Origin of the sequence: Arthrobacter sp. Edens01 (assembly GCF_001307035.1) — a bacterium.
Lineage (GTDB): Bacteria > Actinomycetota > Actinomycetes > Actinomycetales > Micrococcaceae > Arthrobacter_B.
The window spans coordinates 1,532,879-1,553,330 of record NZ_LKIU01000005.1 but is presented as its reverse complement, the minus strand read 5'-3'; the positions used below and the strand labels follow the sequence as shown (position 1 = coordinate 1,553,330).

The 20,452-nt window shown below is 65.2% G+C and carries 21 protein-coding genes, 7 tRNA genes and 1 riboswitch; of the genes, 16 read left to right on the top strand and 12 right to left on the bottom strand.

Annotated features, from left to right (window positions below; translation table 11 throughout):
• Positions 1 to 127: 127 nt before the first annotated feature.
• The 3 genes from AO716_RS13410 to AO716_RS13400 form a co-directional block, all read right to left on the bottom strand.
• Complete coding sequence (locus AO716_RS13410; protein ID WP_055241515.1) at positions 128 to 1,816, bottom strand: long-chain-fatty-acid--CoA ligase; 1,689 nt, start codon at positions 1,814 to 1,816, stop codon at positions 128 to 130.
• Positions 1,817 to 1,901: 85 nt separating this feature from the next.
• Positions 1,902 to 2,858 carry an ATP-grasp domain-containing protein gene (locus AO716_RS13405; protein WP_055241513.1) on the bottom strand — a complete coding sequence of 319 codons (957 nt, stop codon included), beginning with the start codon at positions 2,856 to 2,858 and terminating at the stop codon, positions 1,902 to 1,904.
• A gap of 90 nt (positions 2,859 to 2,948) precedes the next feature.
• Entirely contained in the window at positions 2,949 to 3,701 is a 753-nt protein-coding gene (locus tag AO716_RS13400) for an SDR family NAD(P)-dependent oxidoreductase (protein ID WP_055241511.1), read from the bottom strand.
• A gap of 135 nt (positions 3,702 to 3,836) precedes the next feature.
• Between AO716_RS13400 and AO716_RS13395 the strand changes: the two genes are divergently transcribed.
• The 3 genes from AO716_RS13395 (at position 3,837) to AO716_RS13385 (ending at position 6,700) form a co-directional block, all read left to right on the top strand.
• Entirely contained in the window at positions 3,837 to 4,514 is a 678-nt protein-coding gene (locus tag AO716_RS13395) for a phosphoribosyltransferase family protein (protein WP_055241509.1), read from the top strand.
• A 129-nt stretch (positions 4,515 to 4,643) separates the two neighbouring features.
• Positions 4,644 to 5,240: an HdeD family acid-resistance protein gene (locus AO716_RS13390; protein ID WP_055241508.1), complete on the top strand. Its 597-nt coding sequence runs from the start codon at positions 4,644 to 4,646 to the stop codon at positions 5,238 to 5,240.
• A 248-nt stretch (positions 5,241 to 5,488) separates the two neighbouring features.
• On the top strand, positions 5,489 to 6,700 hold the full coding sequence (locus tag AO716_RS13385) for an IS110 family transposase (RefSeq protein WP_055241506.1): 1,212 nt from the start codon (positions 5,489 to 5,491) through the stop codon (positions 6,698 to 6,700).
• Between the two features lie 87 nt (positions 6,701 to 6,787).
• Here the strand turns inward: AO716_RS13385 and AO716_RS13380 are convergent, their stop codons facing one another.
• The 7 genes from AO716_RS13380 to AO716_RS13350 all read right to left on the bottom strand — a co-directional run bounded on the left by AO716_RS13380 (position 6,788) and on the right by AO716_RS13350 (position 7,899).
• Complete coding sequence (locus tag AO716_RS13380; protein ID WP_055241504.1) at positions 6,788 to 7,045, bottom strand: antitoxin; 258 nt, start codon at positions 7,043 to 7,045, stop codon at positions 6,788 to 6,790.
• A gap of 208 nt (positions 7,046 to 7,253) precedes the next feature.
• Positions 7,254 to 7,330 (bottom strand) — tRNA-Gly (locus tag AO716_RS13375).
• Positions 7,331 to 7,375: 45 nt separating this feature from the next.
• Positions 7,376 to 7,447 (bottom strand) — tRNA-Val (locus tag AO716_RS13370).
• A 47-nt stretch (positions 7,448 to 7,494) separates the two neighbouring features.
• A tRNA-Gly gene (locus AO716_RS13365) sits at positions 7,495 to 7,568 on the bottom strand.
• A gap of 45 nt (positions 7,569 to 7,613) precedes the next feature.
• Positions 7,614 to 7,685 (bottom strand) — tRNA-Val (locus AO716_RS13360).
• Between the two features lie 26 nt (positions 7,686 to 7,711).
• A tRNA-Cys gene (locus AO716_RS13355) sits at positions 7,712 to 7,785 on the bottom strand.
• A 40-nt stretch (positions 7,786 to 7,825) separates the two neighbouring features.
• A tRNA-Gly gene (locus AO716_RS13350) sits at positions 7,826 to 7,899 on the bottom strand.
• A 176-nt stretch (positions 7,900 to 8,075) separates the two neighbouring features.
• Here AO716_RS13350 and AO716_RS13345 point away from each other — a divergent pair.
• The 6 genes from AO716_RS13345 (at position 8,076) to rpe (ending at position 12,874) form a co-directional block, all read left to right on the top strand.
• A tRNA-Val gene (locus AO716_RS13345) sits at positions 8,076 to 8,150 on the top strand.
• Positions 8,151 to 8,229: 79 nt separating this feature from the next.
• Positions 8,230 to 9,120, top strand: coding sequence for a PD-(D/E)XK nuclease family protein (locus AO716_RS13340; RefSeq protein WP_055241502.1), 891 nt, complete (start codon positions 8,230 to 8,232; stop codon positions 9,118 to 9,120).
• Positions 9,121 to 9,195: 75 nt separating this feature from the next.
• Positions 9,196 to 9,768: a peptide deformylase gene (gene def, locus AO716_RS13335; RefSeq protein ID WP_055241501.1), complete on the top strand. Its 573-nt coding sequence runs from the start codon at positions 9,196 to 9,198 to the stop codon at positions 9,766 to 9,768.
• 9 nt (positions 9,769 to 9,777) lie between these two features.
• Positions 9,778 to 10,707 carry a methionyl-tRNA formyltransferase gene (gene fmt / locus AO716_RS13330; RefSeq protein WP_055241499.1) on the top strand — a complete coding sequence of 310 codons (930 nt, stop codon included), beginning with the start codon at positions 9,778 to 9,780 and terminating at the stop codon, positions 10,705 to 10,707.
• A complete protein-coding gene (locus tag AO716_RS13325; RefSeq protein WP_055241497.1) occupies positions 10,704 to 12,188 on the top strand; it encodes an RsmB/NOP family class I SAM-dependent RNA methyltransferase in 1,485 nt (494 codons plus the stop codon). The genes fmt and AO716_RS13325 overlap by 4 nt, the downstream gene beginning before the upstream one ends.
• Positions 12,189 to 12,202: 14 nt before the next feature.
• Positions 12,203 to 12,874, top strand: coding sequence for a ribulose-phosphate 3-epimerase (gene rpe / locus AO716_RS13320; protein WP_055241496.1), 672 nt, complete (start codon positions 12,203 to 12,205; stop codon positions 12,872 to 12,874).
• Positions 12,875 to 12,883: 9 nt separating this feature from the next.
• On the opposite strand, the gene AO716_RS13315 is transcribed toward rpe, so the two are convergent.
• Positions 12,884 to 13,720 (bottom strand): SMP-30/gluconolactonase/LRE family protein, encoded by an 837-nt coding sequence (locus AO716_RS13315; RefSeq protein WP_055241494.1) that lies wholly within the window; start codon positions 13,718 to 13,720, stop codon positions 12,884 to 12,886.
• A gap of 135 nt (positions 13,721 to 13,855) precedes the next feature.
• Here AO716_RS13315 and AO716_RS13310 point away from each other — a divergent pair, with 135 nt between their 5' ends.
• From AO716_RS13310 to ribH, 7 genes are all read left to right on the top strand, one after another.
• Entirely contained in the window at positions 13,856 to 15,448 is a 1,593-nt protein-coding gene (locus AO716_RS13310) for an ABC-F family ATP-binding cassette domain-containing protein (protein WP_055241492.1), read from the top strand.
• 106 nt (positions 15,449 to 15,554) lie between these two features.
• A riboswitch (FMN riboswitch) is annotated at positions 15,555 to 15,701 on the top strand.
• A gap of 105 nt (positions 15,702 to 15,806) precedes the next feature.
• Positions 15,807 to 16,490: a nicotinamide riboside transporter PnuC gene (pnuC, locus tag AO716_RS13305; protein ID WP_055241490.1), complete on the top strand. Its 684-nt coding sequence runs from the start codon at positions 15,807 to 15,809 to the stop codon at positions 16,488 to 16,490.
• A 2-nt stretch (positions 16,491 to 16,492) separates the two neighbouring features.
• Positions 16,493 to 17,554, top strand: a complete 1,062-nt coding sequence (gene ribD / locus AO716_RS13300; protein ID WP_055241488.1) for a bifunctional diaminohydroxyphosphoribosylaminopyrimidine deaminase/5-amino-6-(5-phosphoribosylamino)uracil reductase RibD — start codon at positions 16,493 to 16,495, stop codon at positions 17,552 to 17,554.
• A 3-nt stretch (positions 17,555 to 17,557) separates the two neighbouring features.
• Positions 17,558 to 18,199 carry a riboflavin synthase gene (locus AO716_RS13295; RefSeq protein ID WP_055241487.1) on the top strand — a complete coding sequence of 214 codons (642 nt, stop codon included), beginning with the start codon at positions 17,558 to 17,560 and terminating at the stop codon, positions 18,197 to 18,199.
• A complete protein-coding gene (gene ribB, locus AO716_RS13290; protein WP_055241485.1) occupies positions 18,196 to 18,837 on the top strand; it encodes a 3,4-dihydroxy-2-butanone-4-phosphate synthase in 642 nt (213 codons plus the stop codon). Before AO716_RS13295 ends, ribB begins: the two co-directional genes overlap by 4 nt.
• Positions 18,837 to 19,466 carry a GTP cyclohydrolase II gene (gene ribA, locus AO716_RS13285; protein ID WP_055241483.1) on the top strand — a complete coding sequence of 210 codons (630 nt, stop codon included), beginning with the start codon at positions 18,837 to 18,839 and terminating at the stop codon, positions 19,464 to 19,466. Before ribB ends, ribA begins: the two co-directional genes overlap by 1 nt.
• A gap of 27 nt (positions 19,467 to 19,493) precedes the next feature.
• Complete coding sequence (ribH, locus tag AO716_RS13280) at positions 19,494 to 19,976, top strand: 6,7-dimethyl-8-ribityllumazine synthase (RefSeq protein WP_055241481.1); 483 nt, start codon at positions 19,494 to 19,496, stop codon at positions 19,974 to 19,976.
• Here ribH and AO716_RS13275 read toward each other — a convergent pair.
• Positions 19,973 to 20,452: an SRPBCC domain-containing protein gene (locus AO716_RS13275; protein WP_055241479.1), complete on the bottom strand. Its 480-nt coding sequence runs from the start codon at positions 20,450 to 20,452 to the stop codon at positions 19,973 to 19,975. The genes ribH and AO716_RS13275 overlap by 4 nt on opposite strands.

Genomic DNA, 20,452 nt, shown 5'->3' with positions numbered 1-20,452 from the left:
CTGCTTATCATTCCACTGCCTGCGTGGAACCGCGTCAATAGGAAACCGGGTACACCACGGGACCAAAAGCTGCAGCAAAAAGCGGGCTCCTCCGTGGATGCGAAGGAACCCGCCGTGGAAGGAGGGACTAGAGCGAGTCCTGCAAAGATTCACGCACCTGCTTGCGCAGCACCTTGCCCAGCATGGACTTAGGCAGCTCATCGATAGCGACAATGCGGCGGGGAACCTTGTACGGCGTCAGCCGCTCGCGGCAGAAGGCCCGCAGTGCCTGCTCGTCCAGTTCCGTGTCCGGCTGCATGATGACGGCTGCCACCACCTGCTCTCCGCCGGTACCCCGGGGAAGGCCCACAACGGCGACGTCGGAAATGCTCTGGTTGCTGCGGAGGACTTCCTCAACCTCGGAAGGGGAAACGTTGAACCCGCCGGTGATGATCAGTTCCTTGCGGCGGTCCACTACCTTCACGAAGCCGTCTTCGTCCACGGTGACAATGTCCCCGGTGCGGAGCCAGCCGTCCTCGGTCAGCACCTCTTCGGTTTCCTCGGGGTTGTTCCAGTACCCGGAGAAAACCTGCGGTCCCTTGATCAGCAGTTCGCCGGACTCGCCCTGGGGAACGTCCCGGGAGAGGTCCTCCGGATCGGCCACACGCATGCGGGTGCTGGGGAACGGCACACCGATGGTTCCGTTCCGGCGGGTCTCCGCGAACGGGTTGCCCAGCGCCACCGGAGAGGATTCAGTCAGGCCGTAGCCTTCAACCAGCAGGCCGCCGGAGACTTCCTCCCAGATCTCCACCGTCTTCGCCGAGAGAGTCATGGCACCGGAAATTGCATATCGGATGGTGGAGATGTCTATGCCGCGCTTCTTTGATTCAAGAGCGACCTTCTCGTAAATCGGCGGCACGGCACAGAAGACCGTCGGCTTGGACTTCTTCGCCGCATCCAGCACCAGGTCCACGTCGAACTTCGGGAACAGCACCAGCCTCGAACCGGTGAGCATTGCGAAGGTGAGGTACAGCGTCAGGCCAAAGGCATGGAACATGGGCAGCACGCCGTAAATGACCTCTTCGCCCTCCTTCGCCCCGTGCATCCAGGCCTGGCCCTGCAGGGCATTGGAGCGGAGGTTGTAATGGGTAAGCATTACACCCTTGGGCATGCCCGTGGTCCCGGAGGTGTACTGCAGTGCGGCCAGGTCCGTGACCGCCGGCTTCGGGTGCTTCGGGTCGATTGGATCACTGTCGAGCAGTTTCTCCCAGGGGATGGTGTGCTCTGTTTTGGTGGTGAGGCCGGCCCGGGTGCGGCGGATGGAAGGGATCGGCAGGCGCAGGCCGATCCGCTTCAGGCGGGGCATGGCCTTGGTGATGTCCACGGCGACGATGCTCGGAACAGCGACGTCGTCCGGGAAATCCTGGATCTTCTCGACAGCCTTGTCCCAGACAATGGCCACCTGCGCACCGTGGTTCTCGAACTGGTGCCGCAGCTCTCGCTCCGTGTACAGCGGATTGTGCCCGACGACGACTCCGCCCAGCCGCAGCACGGCGTAGAAAGCGATGAGGTACTGCGGGCAGTTCGGCAGGATGATCGCCACCCGGTGGCCCTTGCGGACGCCGAGTTTCCGCAGCCCTTCGGCTGCCCGGTTGATCTGGTCCCCGAGCCGCTCATACGTGGTTTCGGCACCGAAGAACTCCAGCGCGACTTTGGGCCCGAACCGTGCCACGGCGTCCTCCACCATGGCAGTCAGGGACTCGGTCGGCAGTTCGATTTCTGCCGGTACGCCGGGCTGGTAATGCTTCACCCAGAGCGGTTCTTGGGCAGCGGTCATGGAAGGAGCTCCTTAGTTTCGGTACTTTTCGACTATATTCCAGTCGCCGCATGGACAGTGAAAAGTGCAGGTCCGGGTATCCCCTTTACCGTGAAGCGAGCCCGCCCAGGTACCGCGCGAGCTGCCGTGGGGCAGAGACCGGCGCGGCGGCGTCGACGGCCGCGTTGTAGTTGGTGTTGGTATTCACGTCATAGGTGAGCACCCGCCCGTCAGCAGCCTCAATGAACTCGATCCCGCACACTTCCAGGTTCATGCGGCGGGCGAAGTCCTCATACCTGGCGATGATGGGGTGGTCGAAGCCTTCCCGCAGGCTGAAGAGCTGGGTATCAGGGTCGGGGGCAATCGATGCGCCGGGCGGCATAATCGGCGTTCCCGTGGCCGGATCGATGGCACAGGCGTCCGCAGGGCAGAGCTGGAAACCGCCGCGGGCGGTGTCGGCACTGATCGCGTAGACGAACTTCCCGCCTACCAGTTCCACCCGGCTGATGGACGGCTCAGCGGCCTGGATAAATTCCTGCACCAGGGTGATTCCGTCCTGCGGTTCCTCAAACTCGGCGGAAGCAACGTAGTCCGCCAGCTCGCCGTGGGACTCGAATTTGCGCACACCCAGGCCCTTGCCGCCCTGGTTGTGCTTGAGGATAAACGGCACCGGAAATTCCTTGGCTGCCGCCAGGATCTGGCTGCGGCCAATGGCTGCCGCGGTCCGGGGTGTTTCGATACCGGCGGCGCGCAGTGCGGTGAGCTGGTCCACCTTGCTCATTTCAAGTTCAAGGACGCGCCGCCCGTTGACGGTGCGCCGTCCGTGGGCTTCCAGCCACGCCAGCACCGCGCGGGCGTAGTCCTTGGAAAGAGAATGTCCACGGGTGTGGGATGAGGCGCTGATCCGCGACCAGAAGATGCCTTCCGGAGGGGCGGCGTCAAGGTCCAGCACGCCGTCGGTCAGCAGCCATTCGTGTACCTCCACACCTTCAGCCTCGAAGGCCTTCGCGAAGGGCGGAAACCACTCGGGGTTCTCATGCAGGGCGTACACGGGCAATGCCATTTTCAAACCTTTCACAGCGATGGTGCGTGGTTGGAAGCCTACTGGAAAGGGGGAACGCCCCTTTCCAGGTTCCGGCCGGAACCGGTGCTGTCAGCGCCCGCGACCACCGATTTTGGCAATCAGTCCCTGCGGGCCGCGGCTTCCCACGGCGGCGAGCACCTTGTACCGCTTCGACGGCACCGAGACTCCCTTGCCGGCGAAGGCGTCAGCGAGGCCTTCCCGCACCACTCGGTCCGCATCCAGCCACATCCATTTGGGGTACAGCGTTTTGTCCATCTGCATCCGCTCATGGAATTCGGTGTGGACAAAGCCGGGGCACACGGCGGTCACGGAGATTCCGCGGGAGGCATAGTGCAGGTTGGCCCAGCGGCTGAAGTTGATCACCCAGGACTTCGCTGCGCTGTAGGTCCCGCGGGGGATGAACCCGGCAACTGAAGCCACGTTGATGATCCGCCCGCCGCCGCGCTCAAGCATCGAGTTCACGGCTGCGTGGCTGAGCAGCAGCGGTGCCTGGACCAGCACATTCAGGTGGTCGATCTCGGTCTGGACCGGATTCGCGTGGAAGTCGTTCTTGAGGCCGTATCCGGCATTGTTGACCAGCACAGCGACGTCCGGCCGGCCCACTCTCGCCGCGACATCCTGAACGCCTTCGCTGGTTGAAAGGTCCGCGGGAAGCACCGAAGCCTCCACATGGTAGCGGGCGGCGAGTTCGTCGGCCTTGGACTGAAGTCTTTCCTTATCCCGTGCAGTCAGGACCACGTTGTAGCCGCGTTCGGCCAGTGCCCGCGCGAACTCCGCGCCGAGTCCCGCTGTTGCGCCGGTAATTACTGCCGTTTCAGTCATGCGCCCCAGCCTGCTACGCGGCGAGGTGTTTGGCAACGCGCCATTCCGGCAGCATTCGTGTGGGCATTGCCGGAGGCCGGGGCGGTACCTACCGTGGAGAAACAGGCGCCCGGACCGTCTGTCTTCAGGAGAACCATGGGCCAGCAGGCCAGCCATCCTTTTCCCTACGCCGACCGGCAGGACGCCGGCCGGGTATTGGCCACCGCGTTGGAGGGCTACAGGGGCCGGGAGAACCTGCTGGTCCTGGGCCTGCCCCGCGGAGGGGTGCCGGTTGCGGCCGAGGCGGCCGCTGCCCTGGGCGCGCCCCTGGACGTGGTCCTGGTCCGGAAGGTGGGCCATCCCCGCCAGCCTGAACTTGCGGCAGGGGCAGTGGCTGAAGCAGGCGGCGAGGCAGCCGAAGTGTGGAACCAGGAAATCGTCCGGTCCTGGCTCTCCGCTGCCGCACCGGACGGGCAGGCTGCCCTGGATTCGGTTCTGGCCGCCGAGCGCAGGGAGCTCCTGCGGCGGGCCGCCCGGTTCCGGGGCAGCCGCGGGCCGCAGAAGATCGCCGGAGGCACCGTCATAGTGGTGGACGACGGCGTGGCTACGGGTGCGACCATGCGCGCCGCGCTCACTGCAGTGCGCAGCCTGCACCCCGCCTGGCTGATAGCTGCAGCACCCATGTCCTGTTCCGCCGCCACCAGCATCGCTGCGGCCGCCGACGACGTCGTGCTGCCCTGGCCGGACAGCGGACTGCCCGCCGTTGGCTCCGCCTACCGGCGCTTCGGCCAAACGCCGGAGGACGAGGTCCGCTCACTCTTGGGCATCACCTAGGACAGCTGTTCCTCCCGTCCGCTGCCCGAACCGCGTATGGATGCTGGTCTTGCCTCCGGGGCCAGGAGGATAATCCGAAGGGCCTGGGGGAACGAATCCGAGAACACCCGAGAACGCAGGAGGCTAGTCATGTCCATGACCAACGGTGCGTTTTACGGCTGGGGAGGGCTGGGACTCGATACCAGCGAACTGTCGTCCCGGACCATTAACGCAGTGCGGACAGGTTTCGGTATTTCCGGCGTCGTATCCCTGATCCTGGGCCTCCTGGTGCTTTTCTGGCCGGAAGCCACGCTCTCGGTGATCGCCTTCTTCTTCGGCCTGTACTTCCTCATCTCCGGCGGCCTGCGCGTGGTCAGCGGAATCATCTCCGCCATGACTCCGGGGCTTCGGGTACTGAACATCATCGTTGGCCTGCTGTTGTTCATTGTGGGCATCGTGGCCATCCGCAACCCCCTCTCTTCCCTGGCTGTCCTGGGCATGCTGGTGGGAATCGCCTGGATCATCGAGGGGATCATGGCCTTCGTGGAGATCGAATCAGGCGGATCGCGCTGGTACGCAATCACCTTCGGCATCCTCAGCGTTGTGGCCGGAATCGTGGTCCTGTTCCTCCCGGTTGCGTCCCTGGCTGCCCTGGTCATCTTTGGCGGCATCTTCCTGGTGGTCCTTGGCGTGGTGCAGCTGGTACGGGCCATTACCTTCGGACGGGGCAGTGTCCCCACTGCCTGATTCCCCCCGTTACCTTTTTCGTAGCCCGTTCCTGATGCAGGATATGGGTGTGTTGGCCGGTCGGTTCCGGCATGGTTTTTGCCCCCAGTCATCCATGATCCGGGGGGTGTTGCCACCGGAACCGACATGGCGGCCGGTGGATCGCTAATAGAGGCACGACAACGGGTCCTTCGTAACGTGGATGCGACTTCCTGTCCGCTCCTGACCAGCCAACACGTCAGTCTCAGCGAATAGACGGGGGGGCAACCATGATTCTGGAGCAAGAGAGCATCGACGTTTTCCTTGGGTTGGACGTCGGCAAGACCGGCCACCACGCCGTGGCCCTGAACCGGGCCGGGAAGAAGCTCTACGACAAGGCCCTGCCGCAGGACGAAACCAAAATCCGGGACGTCCTCACCAAACTCGCCGGCCACGGGAAAGTCCTGGTCGTCGTGGACCAGCCCGCGACCATCGGCGCGCTGCCTGTCGCGGTCGCGCAGGCAGCCGGAGCAGCCGTGGGTTATCTACCGGGCCTGGCGATGCGCCGGATCGCGGACCTGCACCCGGGTCAGGCGAAGACCGATGCCCGCGACGCGGCCATCATTGCCGAAGCCGCGCGGTCCATGCCCCATACGCTGCGGTCGGTGGAACTGGACGATGAAACCCTGGCCGAACTCGGGGTGCTCTGCGGGTTCGATGATGATCTCGCCGGACAGATCACCGCCACCTCCAACCGGATCCGCGGGCTTCTCACCCAAATCCATCCCGCCCTGGAAAGGGCGCTGGGGCCGTATCTGGACCATCCGGCGGTCGCGGATCTGCTTACCCGTTATCCGACCCCTGCGGCGTTGAAGACCGCCGGCCGCGGACACGTCAGAGCACGGTTGAAGAAGCACGCGCCTCGGGCTGCTGAACGGCTCACCGAGGCAATATTCACCGCACTCGGTGAGCAGACGGTGGTGGTCGTGGGCACCGGCGCGGCCGGGATCGTGCTGCCCAAACTCGCTGAGCAGCTCTTGGCGCTGCGCCGGCAGCGCGACGAGATCGCGGACCAGGTCGAAGCTCTCGTGGAGGCCCACCCTCTTTACGAGGTCCTGACCTCGATGCCCGGCATCGGCGTCAGGACCTGCGCGCGGATCCTCACCGAAGTCACCGGCAAGCACTTTGCCTCCGCTGCCCATCTGGCTTCCTACGCCGGAATTGCCCCGGTCACCCGTCGCTCGGGAACTTCGATCCGGGGTGAACATCCGAGCCGGAGAGGTAACAAGAAACTCAAGCGAGCCTTGTTCCTTTCGGCCTTCGCTGCCCTGCATCATCCACCGTCCAGGGCGTATTACGACCGCAAACGCGCGGAAGGTAAACGCCACAATCAAGCGATTATTGCTCTGGCCCGGCGTCGCTCCGATGTTCTCTTCGCGATGCTTCGCGACGGAACCCTTTATGAAGACCCGGCGCCTAAGAATCTGCCCTCAGCCGCTTGACCAAAACCATAGAGGCACCCCCCGAAAACGACGAAGGTCCTGATCCCGCGAAAAGCGGGACCAGGACCTTCTGCCGTGCTCTGAGACTTATACGGCCGGAGGAGTCTGTCCGGTTTCGGGTCCCGTGCCGGGCCCCTGTTTGCGGTCGACATTGTCTACCGCTTCCGAGGCCTTGCTTTGGAAGCCATCGATCTTGTCGGAGTACTTGCCGCCGGTCTTCTGGTCAACAAAGTTCCCCGCGTGGTCGATGCCGCCCTTGATCTTGTCGGCGTTCTCGCCCACCAGCTCGGTTGCCTTGTCCTTCAGCTCTCCGGCCTTGCCTTTGAGCCCGTCAAATACAGACACGGACCACCTCCCTTCCAACCGGGGAGGCACTTACGCCTCCCATTCGTTTCAATGCTAAGCCTCCTGATGGATTCCACCAACGGATTCAGCTGAGGGAATATCCGGTTCGGGAACTTGCATGGTGGAAGACTGCCGTCCTGCCGGCGGATGGAATAGCTGCGGGGAAACAAAAAAGAACCAGGCCCGGGAGGGCCTGGTTCTTTATTCGTGGAGCGGACGACGGGATTCGAACCCGCGACATCCACCTTGGCAAGGTGGTGCTCTAGCCAGCTGAGCTACGTCCGCAGACAAAAGACCAGCACTGTGTTATTCACAAGTACAGAACTTTCGTGCGCGATACTGGGATCGAACCAGTGACCTCTTCCGTGTCAGGGAAGCGCGCTACCGCTGCGCCAATCGCGCCTGATACTGCCAGGCTCCGGAGACCCGGTGCCATCACAGTACAGGAGAGCGGACGACGGGATTCGAACCCGCGACATCCACCTTGGCAAGGTGGTGCTCTAGCCAGCTGAGCTACGTCCGCAAATGAATGTCCAACATTTAGTGAAACACAAGGTGTTGAACCTCGTGCGCGATACTGGGATCGAACCAGTGACCTCTTCCGTGTCAGGGAAGCGCGCTACCGCTGCGCCAATCGCGCCCATAAATGGGTGTTGCATGAAACCGTGGAGGTGGGGACGGGATTCGAACCCGCGTATACGGCTTTGCAGGCCGCTGCCTCGCCTCTCGGCCACCCCACCGTGACCAGCTTTTTGAGGGCCGGCATTACAGTGACTTGCGAGCGGACGACGGGATTCGAACCCGCGACATCCACCTTGGCAAGGTGGTGCTCTAGCCAGCTGAGCTACGTCCGCATGTTGGCGTTTCTGCGGCGTTCGGCCGCTTTCCAACGAAGAAAAACTCTATAGGACGTTTCACCGTTCGTCCAATCGGCGCGCGTGCGGCGCGTTGCCCGTATCCGGTTTTGACGAGGGCCGATTGTGGGCTAGCATCTTTAGACGTTGCAGCACTTCAAAGGCAACTCCCGCAAGGGCGATTGGCGCAGTGGTAGCGCGCTTCGTTCACACCGAAGAGGTCACTGGTTCGAACCCAGTATCGCCCACCAGCAATTGACGAAACAGGCACCGGATCAGCTCCGGTGCCTGTTTTGTTTAAACGTCACCGCCGGGTGGCAGACTGGGTTTATGACTGCACCAGCACTGGCCCACGCAACAGAGTTCGGACGCATGTACTCGCGTTCGCTGACCGAAGCCCCGGCGGTTCCTTCGATTACCACCGTTATTGCCCAGGGCACCACGTCGCTGGACGGCTGGCACAGCTATATGGCGGCCAGCGCCGTCGTCAAGCATCCGGGGCTGCCGCAGGCCCTTGGGAATGCCTCGCAGTTGAAGACAATCGTCCAGGAAGCCTCCCGGGCTTCCGAGCGTTACCGCGACGCCGCGGCCGAACGTGGAACCCGGGTCCACCACTACTGCGAACAGGTGGCGCTGCGGGCACTGGAGCAGCCGCACCAGGTTGCCGAGGCGCGCGAAGCACTGGCCCAGCATGGAGAGCACCAGTTCGCCGACCGTTTCGATGAGTGGTGGCACCTCTACGATGTGCAGCCGGTGGCCGCCGAGATCACCATTTGGAATCAGGAGCTGGGCTATGCGGGAACCCTGGACCTGGTGGCCAAAATCGGCGGGCGCCTGTGCCTGATCGACTACAAGACGAAGAACACAGACCGTGACGGCCAGGTGAAGCCGCTGGATGACAAAGTCGTGATGCAGCTGGTTGCGGGCATGAAGGCCGAGGAATCCCTGGTGGATGCCGCCGCAGGAACGTGGGAGCCGTGGGCCTACGGCCAGAGTCCGCTCCTGCTGGGCGTCGCGGTAGGCCAGACCGAGGTTCGACCCATGCGTGCCAACCCTGAGGTTCTTCCCGCCCACTGGTACAAGTTCTGTGCCCTGCGCCGGGTTTGGCAGACCAATTACGACGCCGCCGCTGCCGGCCGCGCGCTGCTCCCAATCGCTCCGCCTCCGGTCCAGGCCTCCGGTTCGCACGCCGTACCTGCCGGGCAGCCCGCAGCCAACTAGACTGATAACCGGGCTTTCGGCCCCGCAGCACGTACCACCACGCAGCACTTCGCGAGAGTAAGGAACATATTCCAGATGGCAATCCTGACGATTCGGATCATCGGCGACCCCGTCCTGAGGACCCGTGCGGAGGAAGTGACGGAATTCGGTCCGGAGCTCGCCAAGCTGGTCGCGGACATGGAAGAGACCATGGACGACGTTGACGGCGCCGGCCTCGCGGCACCCCAGGTGGGCGTCAGCCTGCGTGTTTTCACCTACCGGATCGACGGCGTTTCCGGCCACGTGGTCAACCCTGTCCTGGAACTCAGCGATGATTTCCAGGAGGACCAGGTGGAAGGCTGCCTGTCTATTCCCGGCCTGGGATATCCTGTGCCGCGGCGCCGCTGGACCCGGGTCACCGGCCAGGACAAGGACGGCAACCCCGTCACAGTGGAAGGCGAAGGCATGCTCGCCCGGGCTTTCCAGCACGAGACGGACCACCTGGACGGCGTACTCTTCATCGACCGGCTCAAGGGCGAGGACCGCAAGGCCGCCCTGCGTGCCATCCGCATGGCCGAGTACGACTCAATTGCCGAGCGCACCACCGCCCAGCGTGCCCAGAGCGTGGGTTCCAGCTTCGGTACCTTCGGACAGAGCACGGGAGCGTAGCGACAGCACATGCGAGTACTTTTCGCCGGGACACCGGCCGTCGCCGTTCCCTCCCTGGACGCACTGATCACGGCAGGGTTCGACGTCGTTGGTGTCCTGACCCGCCCGGACGCCCCACTGGGCCGCAAGCGCGTCCTCACCCCTTCGCCCGTCGCGGCGCGGGCAGCGGAACTGGATCTGCCGACCATCAAGGCGGACAGGATTGACGACGACGCCGTTGCCGCCATTTCAGCGCTGGCTCCCGACGCCGCCGCGATCGTGGCCTACGGTGCCCTGATCCCTGAACGTGCACTGTCCATCCCCAAGCACGGCTGGATCAACCTGCATTTCTCCCTGCTTCCGGCCTGGCGCGGAGCAGCACCGGTACAGCATTCAGTGATTGCCGGAGACGAGATCACCGGTGCCAGTACGTTCCTGCTGGAAAAGGGCCTGGACACCGGGCCGGTCTTCGGACAGCTCACAGAGAGCGTGGATCCTGCCCTGACCAGCGGAGAACTGCTGGAACGGCTTTCGCACAGCGGCGCCGTCCTGCTGGCCCAGACCCTTGCCGCCATCCAGGCGGGGAAGGCAGCGCCGGTTCCGCAGACCGGCGAAGTGACACTTGCCCCGAAACTCACCATCGAGGACGGGCACCTGAACTGGGAACAGCCCGCCCTGGCCCTCCGCCGCCGGATTAACGGCGTGACGCCGGAGCCCGGGGCATGGACCACCTGGGACGGAGCACGGTTCAAGATCGGTGCCGCCCGTCCGCGTCCGGACGTCACTGACCTGGCACCCGGCCAGGTCCGGCTCGGATCAGGCAGCGCCGCTGAGGCGCTTGTGGGCACCGGCAGCACTGCCCTGGAACTGCAGCGGGTCCAGCCCGCAGGAAAGAAGATGATGTCCGGAGCCGACTGGGCCCGCGGACTGGGCCAGCGTGAGGACGTGGTTTTTAAGTGAGCAGCAGCGACCGCAACGCCAAGGGGCATCAGCGCAGCCGTCCGTCCGTCCGGAGCCGCACATCTGCGGCACCGTCGCAGCGTACCCGCGCCGCCGACCCGGCCCGCCTTGTTGCCTTTGAGGTTCTCCGCGCCGTTTCCGGCGAAGATGCCTACGCCAACCTGGTGCTGCCCAAGAGCATCCGCAAGCACCGCCTGGACAAGCGCGATGCAGGATTTGCCACCGAACTTGCCTATGGCGCCCTGCGCGGACAGGGCATCTATGACGCCATCCTGGCCCGCTGCGTGGACCGCCCGCTGGAGAAACTGGATCCCGCCGTCCTGGATGCGCTGCGCATCGGCGCGCACCAGCTCCTCGCCATGAGGGTTCCCGCCCACGCCGCACTGGACCAGACCGTGGGCCTGGCCCGTGCCGTGATCGGCGCCGGCCCGTCCGCACTGATCAATGCGGTGCTGCGTAAGGTCGCCGCCCGCGACCTTGCGGAATGGACCGCTCTGCTGACCGAAGATGAGCAGGATGCAGTCAAGCGGTCGGCTATCGAGTACAGCCACCCCGAGTGGATCGTGCGCGCCCTGCGCCAGTCTCTGGTTGCGCACGGCCGCAGCGTCGAGGAAATTACCGACCTGCTCCAGGCGGACAACGACGCACCGGTCGTGAACCTGGTTGCGCTGCCGGGACTCGGCAGCCTCGATGAAGCCCGCGAAGCCGGCGCAGTGGAGGGCGGGCTGGTTAAGGACTCCGCCCTGTTCGCCGCCGGCGACGTGGGACGCCTGGAATCCGTGCGGGCCGGAACTACACGTGTGCAGGACGCCGGATCCCAGCTGGTAGCCCGGGCCCTGGCCGAGCTGGAACTGGACGGCGTCGCTCCGGACGAGGACGGCATGGAGAAGTGGCTGGACATGTGTGCCGGCCCCGGCGGCAAGGCAGCCCTGCTCGCCGCCCTGGCCCACGAAAAGGGCGCAGTCATCCTTGCCAATGAGCCGGCGCCGCACCGCGCCCAGCTGGTCCGCCAGGCCCTGGAAGCTGTTCCGGGGGAGACCTGGAACGTGCGCACCGGAGACGGCCGCACGGTGGCCGAGGACTACCCGGAGACATTCGACCGGATCCTCGTTGACGCGCCCTGCACCGGCCTCGGCGCTCTGCGCCGCCGCCCGGAGTCGCGCTGGCGACGCCAGCCCGGCGATGTCGGCGATCTTGGCTCGCTGCAGCGCGAACTGCTGACCACCGCGGTGGATGCGGTGAAGCCGGGGGGCGTAGTGGCCTATGTGACCTGTTCCCCGCACCCGGCCGAAACCAAAGCCGTGGTGGCAGATGTGCTGCGCAAGCGCAATGACCTGGAACTGCTCGACGCCGGTGCCGCCCTGGACGCGGTCAGCCTGACCGGTTCCCTCGAAGCAGGCCATGAGGCCACAGCACAGCTGTGGCCGCACATCCACCAGACCGACGCGATGTTCCTGGCCCTGATCCGCCGGAAGATCTGACCTAGGAGAGCACCGTGAGCAACTGCTGCATCAACCCGAGCATCCTGTCCGCCGACTTCGTGAACCTGGAAGCCGAGCTGGAACGCATCAGCGGCGCCGACGCCGTGCACGTGGACGTGATGGACAACCACTTCGTCCCGAACCTGACCATCGGGCTGCCCGTGGTCAAGCGGATCCAGGAAGTCAGCGCCCTGCCGCTGGACGCGCACCTGATGATCGCCGACGCCGACCGCTGGGCTCCGGCCTACGCCGAGGCCGGCCTGGCGTCAGTGACCTTCCATGTTGAAGCAGCCGCTGCGCCGATCCGCCTCGCCCGTGAGCTCCGGGACCGCGGGGCAAAGGCAGGAATGGCACTCAAACCGGCCACGCCGGTGGAGCCTTACCTGGACATGCTTCCCGAGCTGGACATGCTGCTGATCATGACCGTGGAACCCGGCTTCGGCGGACAGAAGTTCCTGGACGTGACCCTGCCCAAGATCCGCCGCGCTGCCGAGGCCGTCCGGGGCTCCGGCCTGCCAATCGCCATCCAGGTGGACGGCGGAATCGCTCCGGACACTATTGAGCGCGCGGCTGAAGCCGGTGCCAATGTGTTCGTGGCCGGGTCGGCGGTCTACGGCACGGAGGATCCGAATGAGGCGATTGCCAAGCTGCGGGCACAGGCCAGCGCGGTGAGCCGCACCGGCTAGGGAGCCCGGTTAGGGAAGCTCCGGGGGCCGAACCCGCTGCACCATGACCCGGCCGGTTTTCTCCCAGCCGGGGTCCATGACCTGGGGCCACTGCGCCGTCATCATGAACAGCAGGCCGCCGTCATCACCGCCGGCGGCGCAGGAGAAGCAGCCGTCATCCAGCTCCACGGTCTCCAGCACGGTACCGCCTTCCTGGACCCGGACACAGCGTTCTCCCGGGACCTCGGCGAACCAGATCCCCCCGCTCCCGTCCCAGCTGATACCGTCCGGGGCACTGCCTTCCACGGTGGCCCAGGTCCGGGACGGGGCCAGGGTGCCGTCCGGCAGGATCTCGAAGGACGTGAGCCGACCGGCGTTGGATTCGGCGACCACAAGGGTGGAGCCGTCGGCCGAGACGAGCATCCCGTTGGGAAAGGCCAGATTCCCGGCCACCTGCCGGGCCGTTCCGTCCGGCCGGATCAGCACGATCAGCCCGTTGTCCTGTGGTTCGCCGGCGTAATCCTGCCCAATGCCGTTCACGTAAATGTTGCCGGCGGGATGGACCGCAATTTCGTTCCAGGGGTGGGGGGAGAAGCTTCGAAGGTCGGCCAGGGGTACCAGGCCGGCATGCGGAACTTCAGCCAGCACGGCGCCGTCGGCACCGGAGACCACGGCCATGCGGCCGTCCGGCAGCCAGTCAAAGGTGATCGGGAATGACGGTACTCCGGCAACCCTTCGGACGTTTCCCGCGGCGTCGAGCGCGGAAATGGTGCCGGCCGACCAGTCAGCGAAATAGAACTCACCGCCATGCCAGCGGGCAGATTCTCCCATTCCCAGTCCGGAAACCAGTGTTGTTGCCTGCACCATCGCCGGGCACCTCCTGCGCATGTGGATGGTCTGCGGAACGCCTTTAGTATGCGTCGGTGCTCCGGCGGGGAACAGGGGGCGGCGCAGGACCGATAAGATAAGTGGCTTGCTTCCATCCCGAGAGGACACACCCGAATGAGCCTGATCAGGCTGCAGGACGTCAACGTTGGCTTCGAGAAGTCCCAAATCCTGCGTGAGGTGTTCTTCCGGCTGGAGCCCAAGGACCGGGTGGGCCTGATCGGGAAGAACGGATCCGGAAAGTCCACCCTGCTCAAGCTCATCCTGCAGCAGCTGGAACCGGATTCCGGCACCGTGAGCGTGGACGACGGGCTGAAGATCGGTTACTTCTCCCAGTTCTCCGAACTCGCCGGAGACTCCACCGTCACCGAAGTCCTGGACGGGCTGTTCACCGAGATCAAGGACGTGGAAGCGGAGCTTGCGTCAATCGACGAAGCCCTCGGTGCGGACCCTGATGAAAAGACCATGGACAAGCTCATTCGCCGGCAGTCCGAACTGTTCGAAGCGATGGACCACTTGGACGGGTGGGACTATCCGCGCCGGATCGACGCTGCGCTGACCACCCTTGGCTTCAGCGAAGCCCACCGCACCTGCCCAATCGACGCGCTGTCCGGCGGCTGGCGGAACCGCGCGGCGCTGGCAAAGATCCTGCTGCAGGCCCCGGACGTGCTGCTCCTGGATGAACCGACCAACTACCTCGACGTCGAGGGTGTCCAGTGGCTGGAAGGCTGGTTCCGCGACTTCCGCGGTGCCGCCGTCGTGGTTTCCCACGACCGGGCGTTCCTGGACGCCGTGGTGACCCGGATCATCGAGGTGGAGAACTACCACCTGCACGAATATCCCGGGAACTTCGCCGAGTACGTCATCCAGAAGCAGTTCCGGCTGAAGCAGCTGGCATCCCAGTTCGTGCACGAATCCGAGCTGCTGGCCTTTGAAGCCGAAGGCATTGCCGACCGCCGCGAGGCCGCCAAGGCAGGCGGCCGGACCCTGGGCGCGAAGCTTGCCCGAATCAAGAAGTCCCGTGCGCCGCGCCCCGTGGACCAGATCATCACCGAGATCTACGCGGGCCTGCATGTGAAGGACAATTTGTGCCGGGTGCAGGACGTGGCCAAGTCGTATGGCGGCAGGACCCTGTTCAGCGGCTTGTCCTTCGAGATCCAGCGCGGTGACAGGCTGGTGGTCCTGGGCGCCAACGGCAGCGGCAAAACCACTCTGCTGCGTGTGCTCACCGGTGAGGAAACGCCCGACGCCGGCAAGGTCGCCTGGGCGAACGGCGCCGGCATGGTCTCCTACAACCAGGTCCTGGCTGAACTGGACGACGCCGATACGGTTACGCACGCCGTGAACGCGATGCCTGACAGCCTGGCGCTGAAGGCGACGAAGAAGTCGGTGAACAGGTTCCTGGCCATGTTCCAGTTCTCCGAAGCGGATTTGAAGCAGAAGATCGGCAACCTCTCCGGCGGGCAGAAGGCACGTGTGGCTATGGCACAGTGCCTGCTCTCCGGCGCCTCGGTGCTGCTGCTGGATGAACCGACGAACCACCTGGACCTTTCGAGCACCCAGGTCATGGAACAGGCACTGCTGCATTTCCCCGGAGCCGTGGTGGTGGTCAGCCACGACAGGTTCTTCACGGACAAGGTAGCCAACCGCCAGCTGGTCTTCGGAGCCGACGGCGGAGCGCCGGGGGAGATTGACCTGCGCGTCGCGTAAACGTGACCTCCGGCGTCCGGGACATGACGCCCCATGTCCCGGCCGTCACACGCTGCATAAAAACTTGAATCTGCATCCATAACCTGTGCGAGAATGTGGATTACACAAACGTGCTCCGGGGTCGGTGTAATTCCGAACCGGCGGTTATAGTCCGCGACCCGCACGTCCGGCTGGGATCCCTCAGCAGGACGGACGGTTGAACCGGTGAAATTCCGGTACCGACAGTTAAAGTCTGGATGGGAGAAGCACGTACAGTTTGTTGAACCGACGCCTCGGCGTACCCACTTGGGTACCCCGTGCTGTTGATGCATCGCACTGTCGTACCCCCGGAGCCGCCGCTACGGGATAAGGAACGACATTGGATTTTTTGCGGTGGCTCTTTGACGCGCAGATCCCCGTGGGGAGCTCTTCCCTGCTGGTGCGCGAAGTACTAGGCAACATCTTTGGGCTGCTCAGCGCCCTTGGCGGCATGCGCCGGAAGATCTGGGCCTGGCCGGTAGGCATTGCCGGCAACCTGCTCCTTCTGACCGTTTTCCTCGGCTCCATCTTTGGCGACGCCAGCACAGCGAATCTGCTCGGCCAGGCCGGGCGGCAGGTGATGTTCATCGCCGTCGCCATCTACGGCTGGCGCCGCTGGCAGGCCAGCAAAAACTCCGGCGCGGACGCCGTTACGCCGCAGTGGGCGTCAGGACGGGCACGGCTGGGCCTAGTCGCGGGCCTGATCCTGGGCACGGTGGCACTGACTCCCGTGTTCGGGATGCTTGGCTCCTACGAGCCGGTGTGGGCGGATGCCTGGACGTTCGTCGGATCGCTGCTGGCCACCTACGGCATGGCCAAGGGCTGGGTCGAATTCTGGCTCATCTGGGTGGCCGTGGACATCGTCGGTGTCCCGCTGCTCTTTAGCGCCGGCTACTACGCGACGGCGTTTATGTACCTGTTCTACGGCATCTTCACCCTGATCGGATTCTTTGTCTGGTGGCGTGCCAAAGCGAACGAAAAGCCGCAGGTGCAGGTTTCAATGCCGGACCCCACGGTGAGGTAGCCATGGCCTTTTCCGACGCCGAACATACGGCGATGGAGCAGGCGCTCCAGCTGGCATGCAGGGGAGTGCGCGGCGCGAATCCCCTGGTGGGTGCCGTGATCCTCCGCCCTTCCGGAGATGTCCTGGCGACCGGCTGGCACCGCGGTGCCGGAACCCCGCATGCAGAGGCTGATGCCCTCGCATCCGCTGCCGCGGCGGGCACGGACGTGCGCGGGGCAACCATGGTGGTCACTCTGGAACCGTGCAACCACACCGGCCGGACGGGGCCCTGTTCACAGGCGATTCTCCGTGCCGGACTCGCCCGGGTGGTTTACGGTGCCGCGGATACCAACGACGACGCTGCGGGCGGAGCCGCCGCCCTGGCCGCTGCTGGGATCGATGCCGAAGGCGGGCTCCTTGCCGGAGCATCCCGGGAACTGAACCACCGCTGGGCCGTCGCCACAGCAGCGCGTCGTCCGTTTCTCACCGTCAAAACCGCGCAGACACTGGACGGCAGGACGGCAGCGGCAGACGGCACCAGCCAGTGGATCACCTCTCCCGAAGCCCGGGCAGATGCCCAGGACCTGCGTCTCCGGGCCGACGCCATCCTGGCCGGCACCGGGACCGTCCAGGCCGACGATCCCCGGCTGACTGCCCGAGACCCAGACGGCAGCGACGCCGTGCAGCAGCCCCTCCGGGTGGTCATGGGCCACACCCCGGTTCCCGGCGGCGCACGCGTCCGGGGGGCCGACGGGAGGTTCCTGCACCTGAAAACCCATGATCCCGCCGTCGTACTGGCCGAACTGTATGACCGCGGCGTGCGGCACCTGATGGTGGAGGGCGGCGGCACCGTGGCCGGAGCGTTCCTGCGCGCCGGGCTGGCCGATGAGCTGCTGGCATACACCGCGCCCGCCCTGCTGGGTGCGGGCACCCCGGCGTTTGCCGGACTCGGCATTGGGTCCATGGCTCAGATCCAGCGCTGGCGCTGGGACCAGGCCGGGGGCGGGGCTGCCGTCCCCGTGGGACCGGACCTCCGGCTGCACCTCGAACCGCTTCCCGAAAATGACCTCAGAGTAAGGACCTGATACGTGTTTACCGGCATTGTTGCTGAACAGGGCAGCGTAGTTTCCCTGGAATCCGACTCATCCGACGCCGGAAAGGTACTGGTGATCGACGCCCCCCGCACCTCCGGGGAGCTCGGCCTCGGCGGATCGATCGCAGTCAACGGCGTCTGCCTGACCGCAACCGCCATCGACGGGAACCGGATTTCATTGGACGTCATGGGCGAGACCCTGGACCGGACCACAACCGGTTCGCTCGAAGCGGGCCGGAAAGTGAATCTTGAACGCTGCGTTCCTGCCGGCGGGCGCCTGGACGGGCACGTCGTCCAAGGCCATGTGGACGGTGTGGGGACCCTCTTGGAACGCGAAGACCTGGGCAGCTGGGACCGGCTGCGGTTCCGCGTGCCGGCCCGGCTGGCCCGCTACATCGCGGAGAAGGGCTCCATTGCCGTCGACGGCGTTTCCCTCACCGTCACTGCCGTGAGCGAACCACGGGATCCCGAGCCTTGGTTCGAAGTCGGGCTGATTCCCACCACGCTGGCCGAGACCGGGCTGGGTGCACTGAAACCCGGGGCCCCGGTAAATCTGGAAGTGGATGTGCTGGCCAAGTACGCGGAGCGTCTGCTCGCGTTTGCGGCTCCCGCATCCGGCCCCGAGGAGGAAGCATGAGCACCCGGATGGACCCGATTCACGCCGCAATCCGGGCGATCGCTGCGGGAGGCGCCGTCGTCGTCGTGGATGACGAGGACCGCGAAAATGAAGGTGACATTATCTTCGCCGCCCAGCACGCCACCGCTGAACTGATGGGCTTCACCGTGCGGTACACCTCCGGCGTGGTCTGTGTTCCGCTGCCGGGGGAATGGGCGGACCGGCTGGACCTGCCGCCCATGACCGCGGTCAACCAGGACGCCAAGGGCACCGCCTATACGGTGTCCTGCGACGCGGCGTCGGGCACCAGCACCGGCATTAGCGCGGCCGACCGGGCGCTGACTTCGAGGGTGCTGGCGGATCCCGCGTCCCTGGCCGGCGACCTGAACCGGCCGGGACACATCTTTCCGCTGCGTGCCCACGATGGCGGGGTGCGTGCCCGCCGTGGACACACCGAGGCCGCCGTCGAGCTGGCGCGGCTGGCCGGCTGCACACCGGTTGGGGTGATCGCCGAGCTGGTGCGCGACGACGGTTCCATGATGCGCCTGCCCGCCCTGCGGCAGTTCGCTGATGAGCATGGCCTGCCGCTGGTCTCGATCGAGGACCTGGTCGTGTATCTGGCGGCGGCCGCACCGGCAATAGCAGGAGGCCGGCGGTGATGGACGCAGCGAACGTGGTGCCCGGACCCGTAGTCCAGCTGCCGACGGCGTTCGGCGACTTCACCGCGCGGGTCTGGACCGATACACGGACCGGAGCCGAACACCTGAGCGTTTCCGCCCCGGGGACGGACCCCGACGGCGGAACCCCGCTGGTCCGGCTGCATTCCGAATGCCTGACCGGTGATGTATTCGCCTCTTACCGGTGTGACTGCGGGGAGCAGCTGGAACAGGCGCTCGGCCTGATCAGCCTGCACGGTGGAACCGTGCTGTATCTGCGCGGACACGAGGGCAGGGGGATCGGGCTGGCGAACAAACTCCGCGCGTACGCGCTGCAGGAAGCCGGCGCGGACACCGTTGAGGCCAACGAGCAGCTTGGCCTGCCGGTGGATGCACGGGACTATCAGGCCGCGGCGGAGATCCTCCTGCAAATGGGCACGCCGCGGATCCGCCTGCTGACCAACAACCCGGTGAAGCGGGACCGGCTTGAGGCGTACGGCGTCGAGGTGGAGGCGATGGTTCCCTCCGAGGTGCCGGTCCGGGCCGAGAACGAGCGGTATCTGCAGACCAAGCGGGACCGGATGAACCACCACCTGAACCTGCTGCGGGCCAATCCCGTGAAGCAGAGCTAACTACCGTCTACGAAGAGGACACGGAACATGAGCGGACACGGCGCGCCGGATAACGACGTCAGCAGCATCAGGGCCCAGGGCCTGGACATTCGGGTGGCGATTGTTGCCGCCAGCTGGCACACCGAGGTGATGAACGGGCTGGTGGAGGGCGCCCTGCGTGCTGCCTCGGATGCCGGGCTTGGGCCGAAGCTGGTCCGGGTTCCGGGAACGTTTGAGCTCTCCGTAGCTGCCGCGAGGCTGGCGCCGCACTTTGATGCCGTCGTTGCCCTCGGCGTCGTCATCCGCGGCGGAACCCCGCACTTTGATTACGTGTGCTCCTCGGCGACGCAGGGGCTTATACAGGTGAGCGTGCAGACCGGAACGCCGGTTGGTTTTGGCGTGCTGACCTGCGACACGGAGGAGCAGGCGCTGGACCGTGCCGGACTCGAAGGGTCATCGGAGGACAAAGGCTATGAGGCCTTTGCTGCTGCGGTCAACACAGTCGCTGTGCTGCGCGGGGCCGGGGTCTAGGGTTCCGGCCCTGTGCCCGCAAGGGTTTCGTAGGTGGCCCAGAACTCTGCCATGGGACGCGGCTCGCCAGCGAGCTGTGCTTCCAAGTAGAGCAGGTGTGTATGCCAGCCGGGCAGGTAGTTCCCTGTCTCGGCGCCGAGGGCCTCGTGTGTCAGGACCAGCTGCGTGCCGGTGCCAGTGACCGTGAGCTTGAAGCGCAGCCGGGAGACCGGTTCCTCAGGGAAATGCCAGGTCATGACGATCAGCCGCTCCGGTTCGCACTCCAGGATCTCACTGGTGCAGCAGTAGTCCTCGGCGTGCTCGATGATGACTGTGCTGCCGGTCTCGAACTGACCGCTCACCAGCCTGCCCATCCACTGCGGCAGTGCCTCCGGATCGGTGAGTCCCCACCACACCCGGTCCGGAGAAGCGTCCAGATGCCAGGAAATCGAGACTCGTTCGGCGGCTGTGTCCAGCGAGCTGTCTATGAGCGGCAT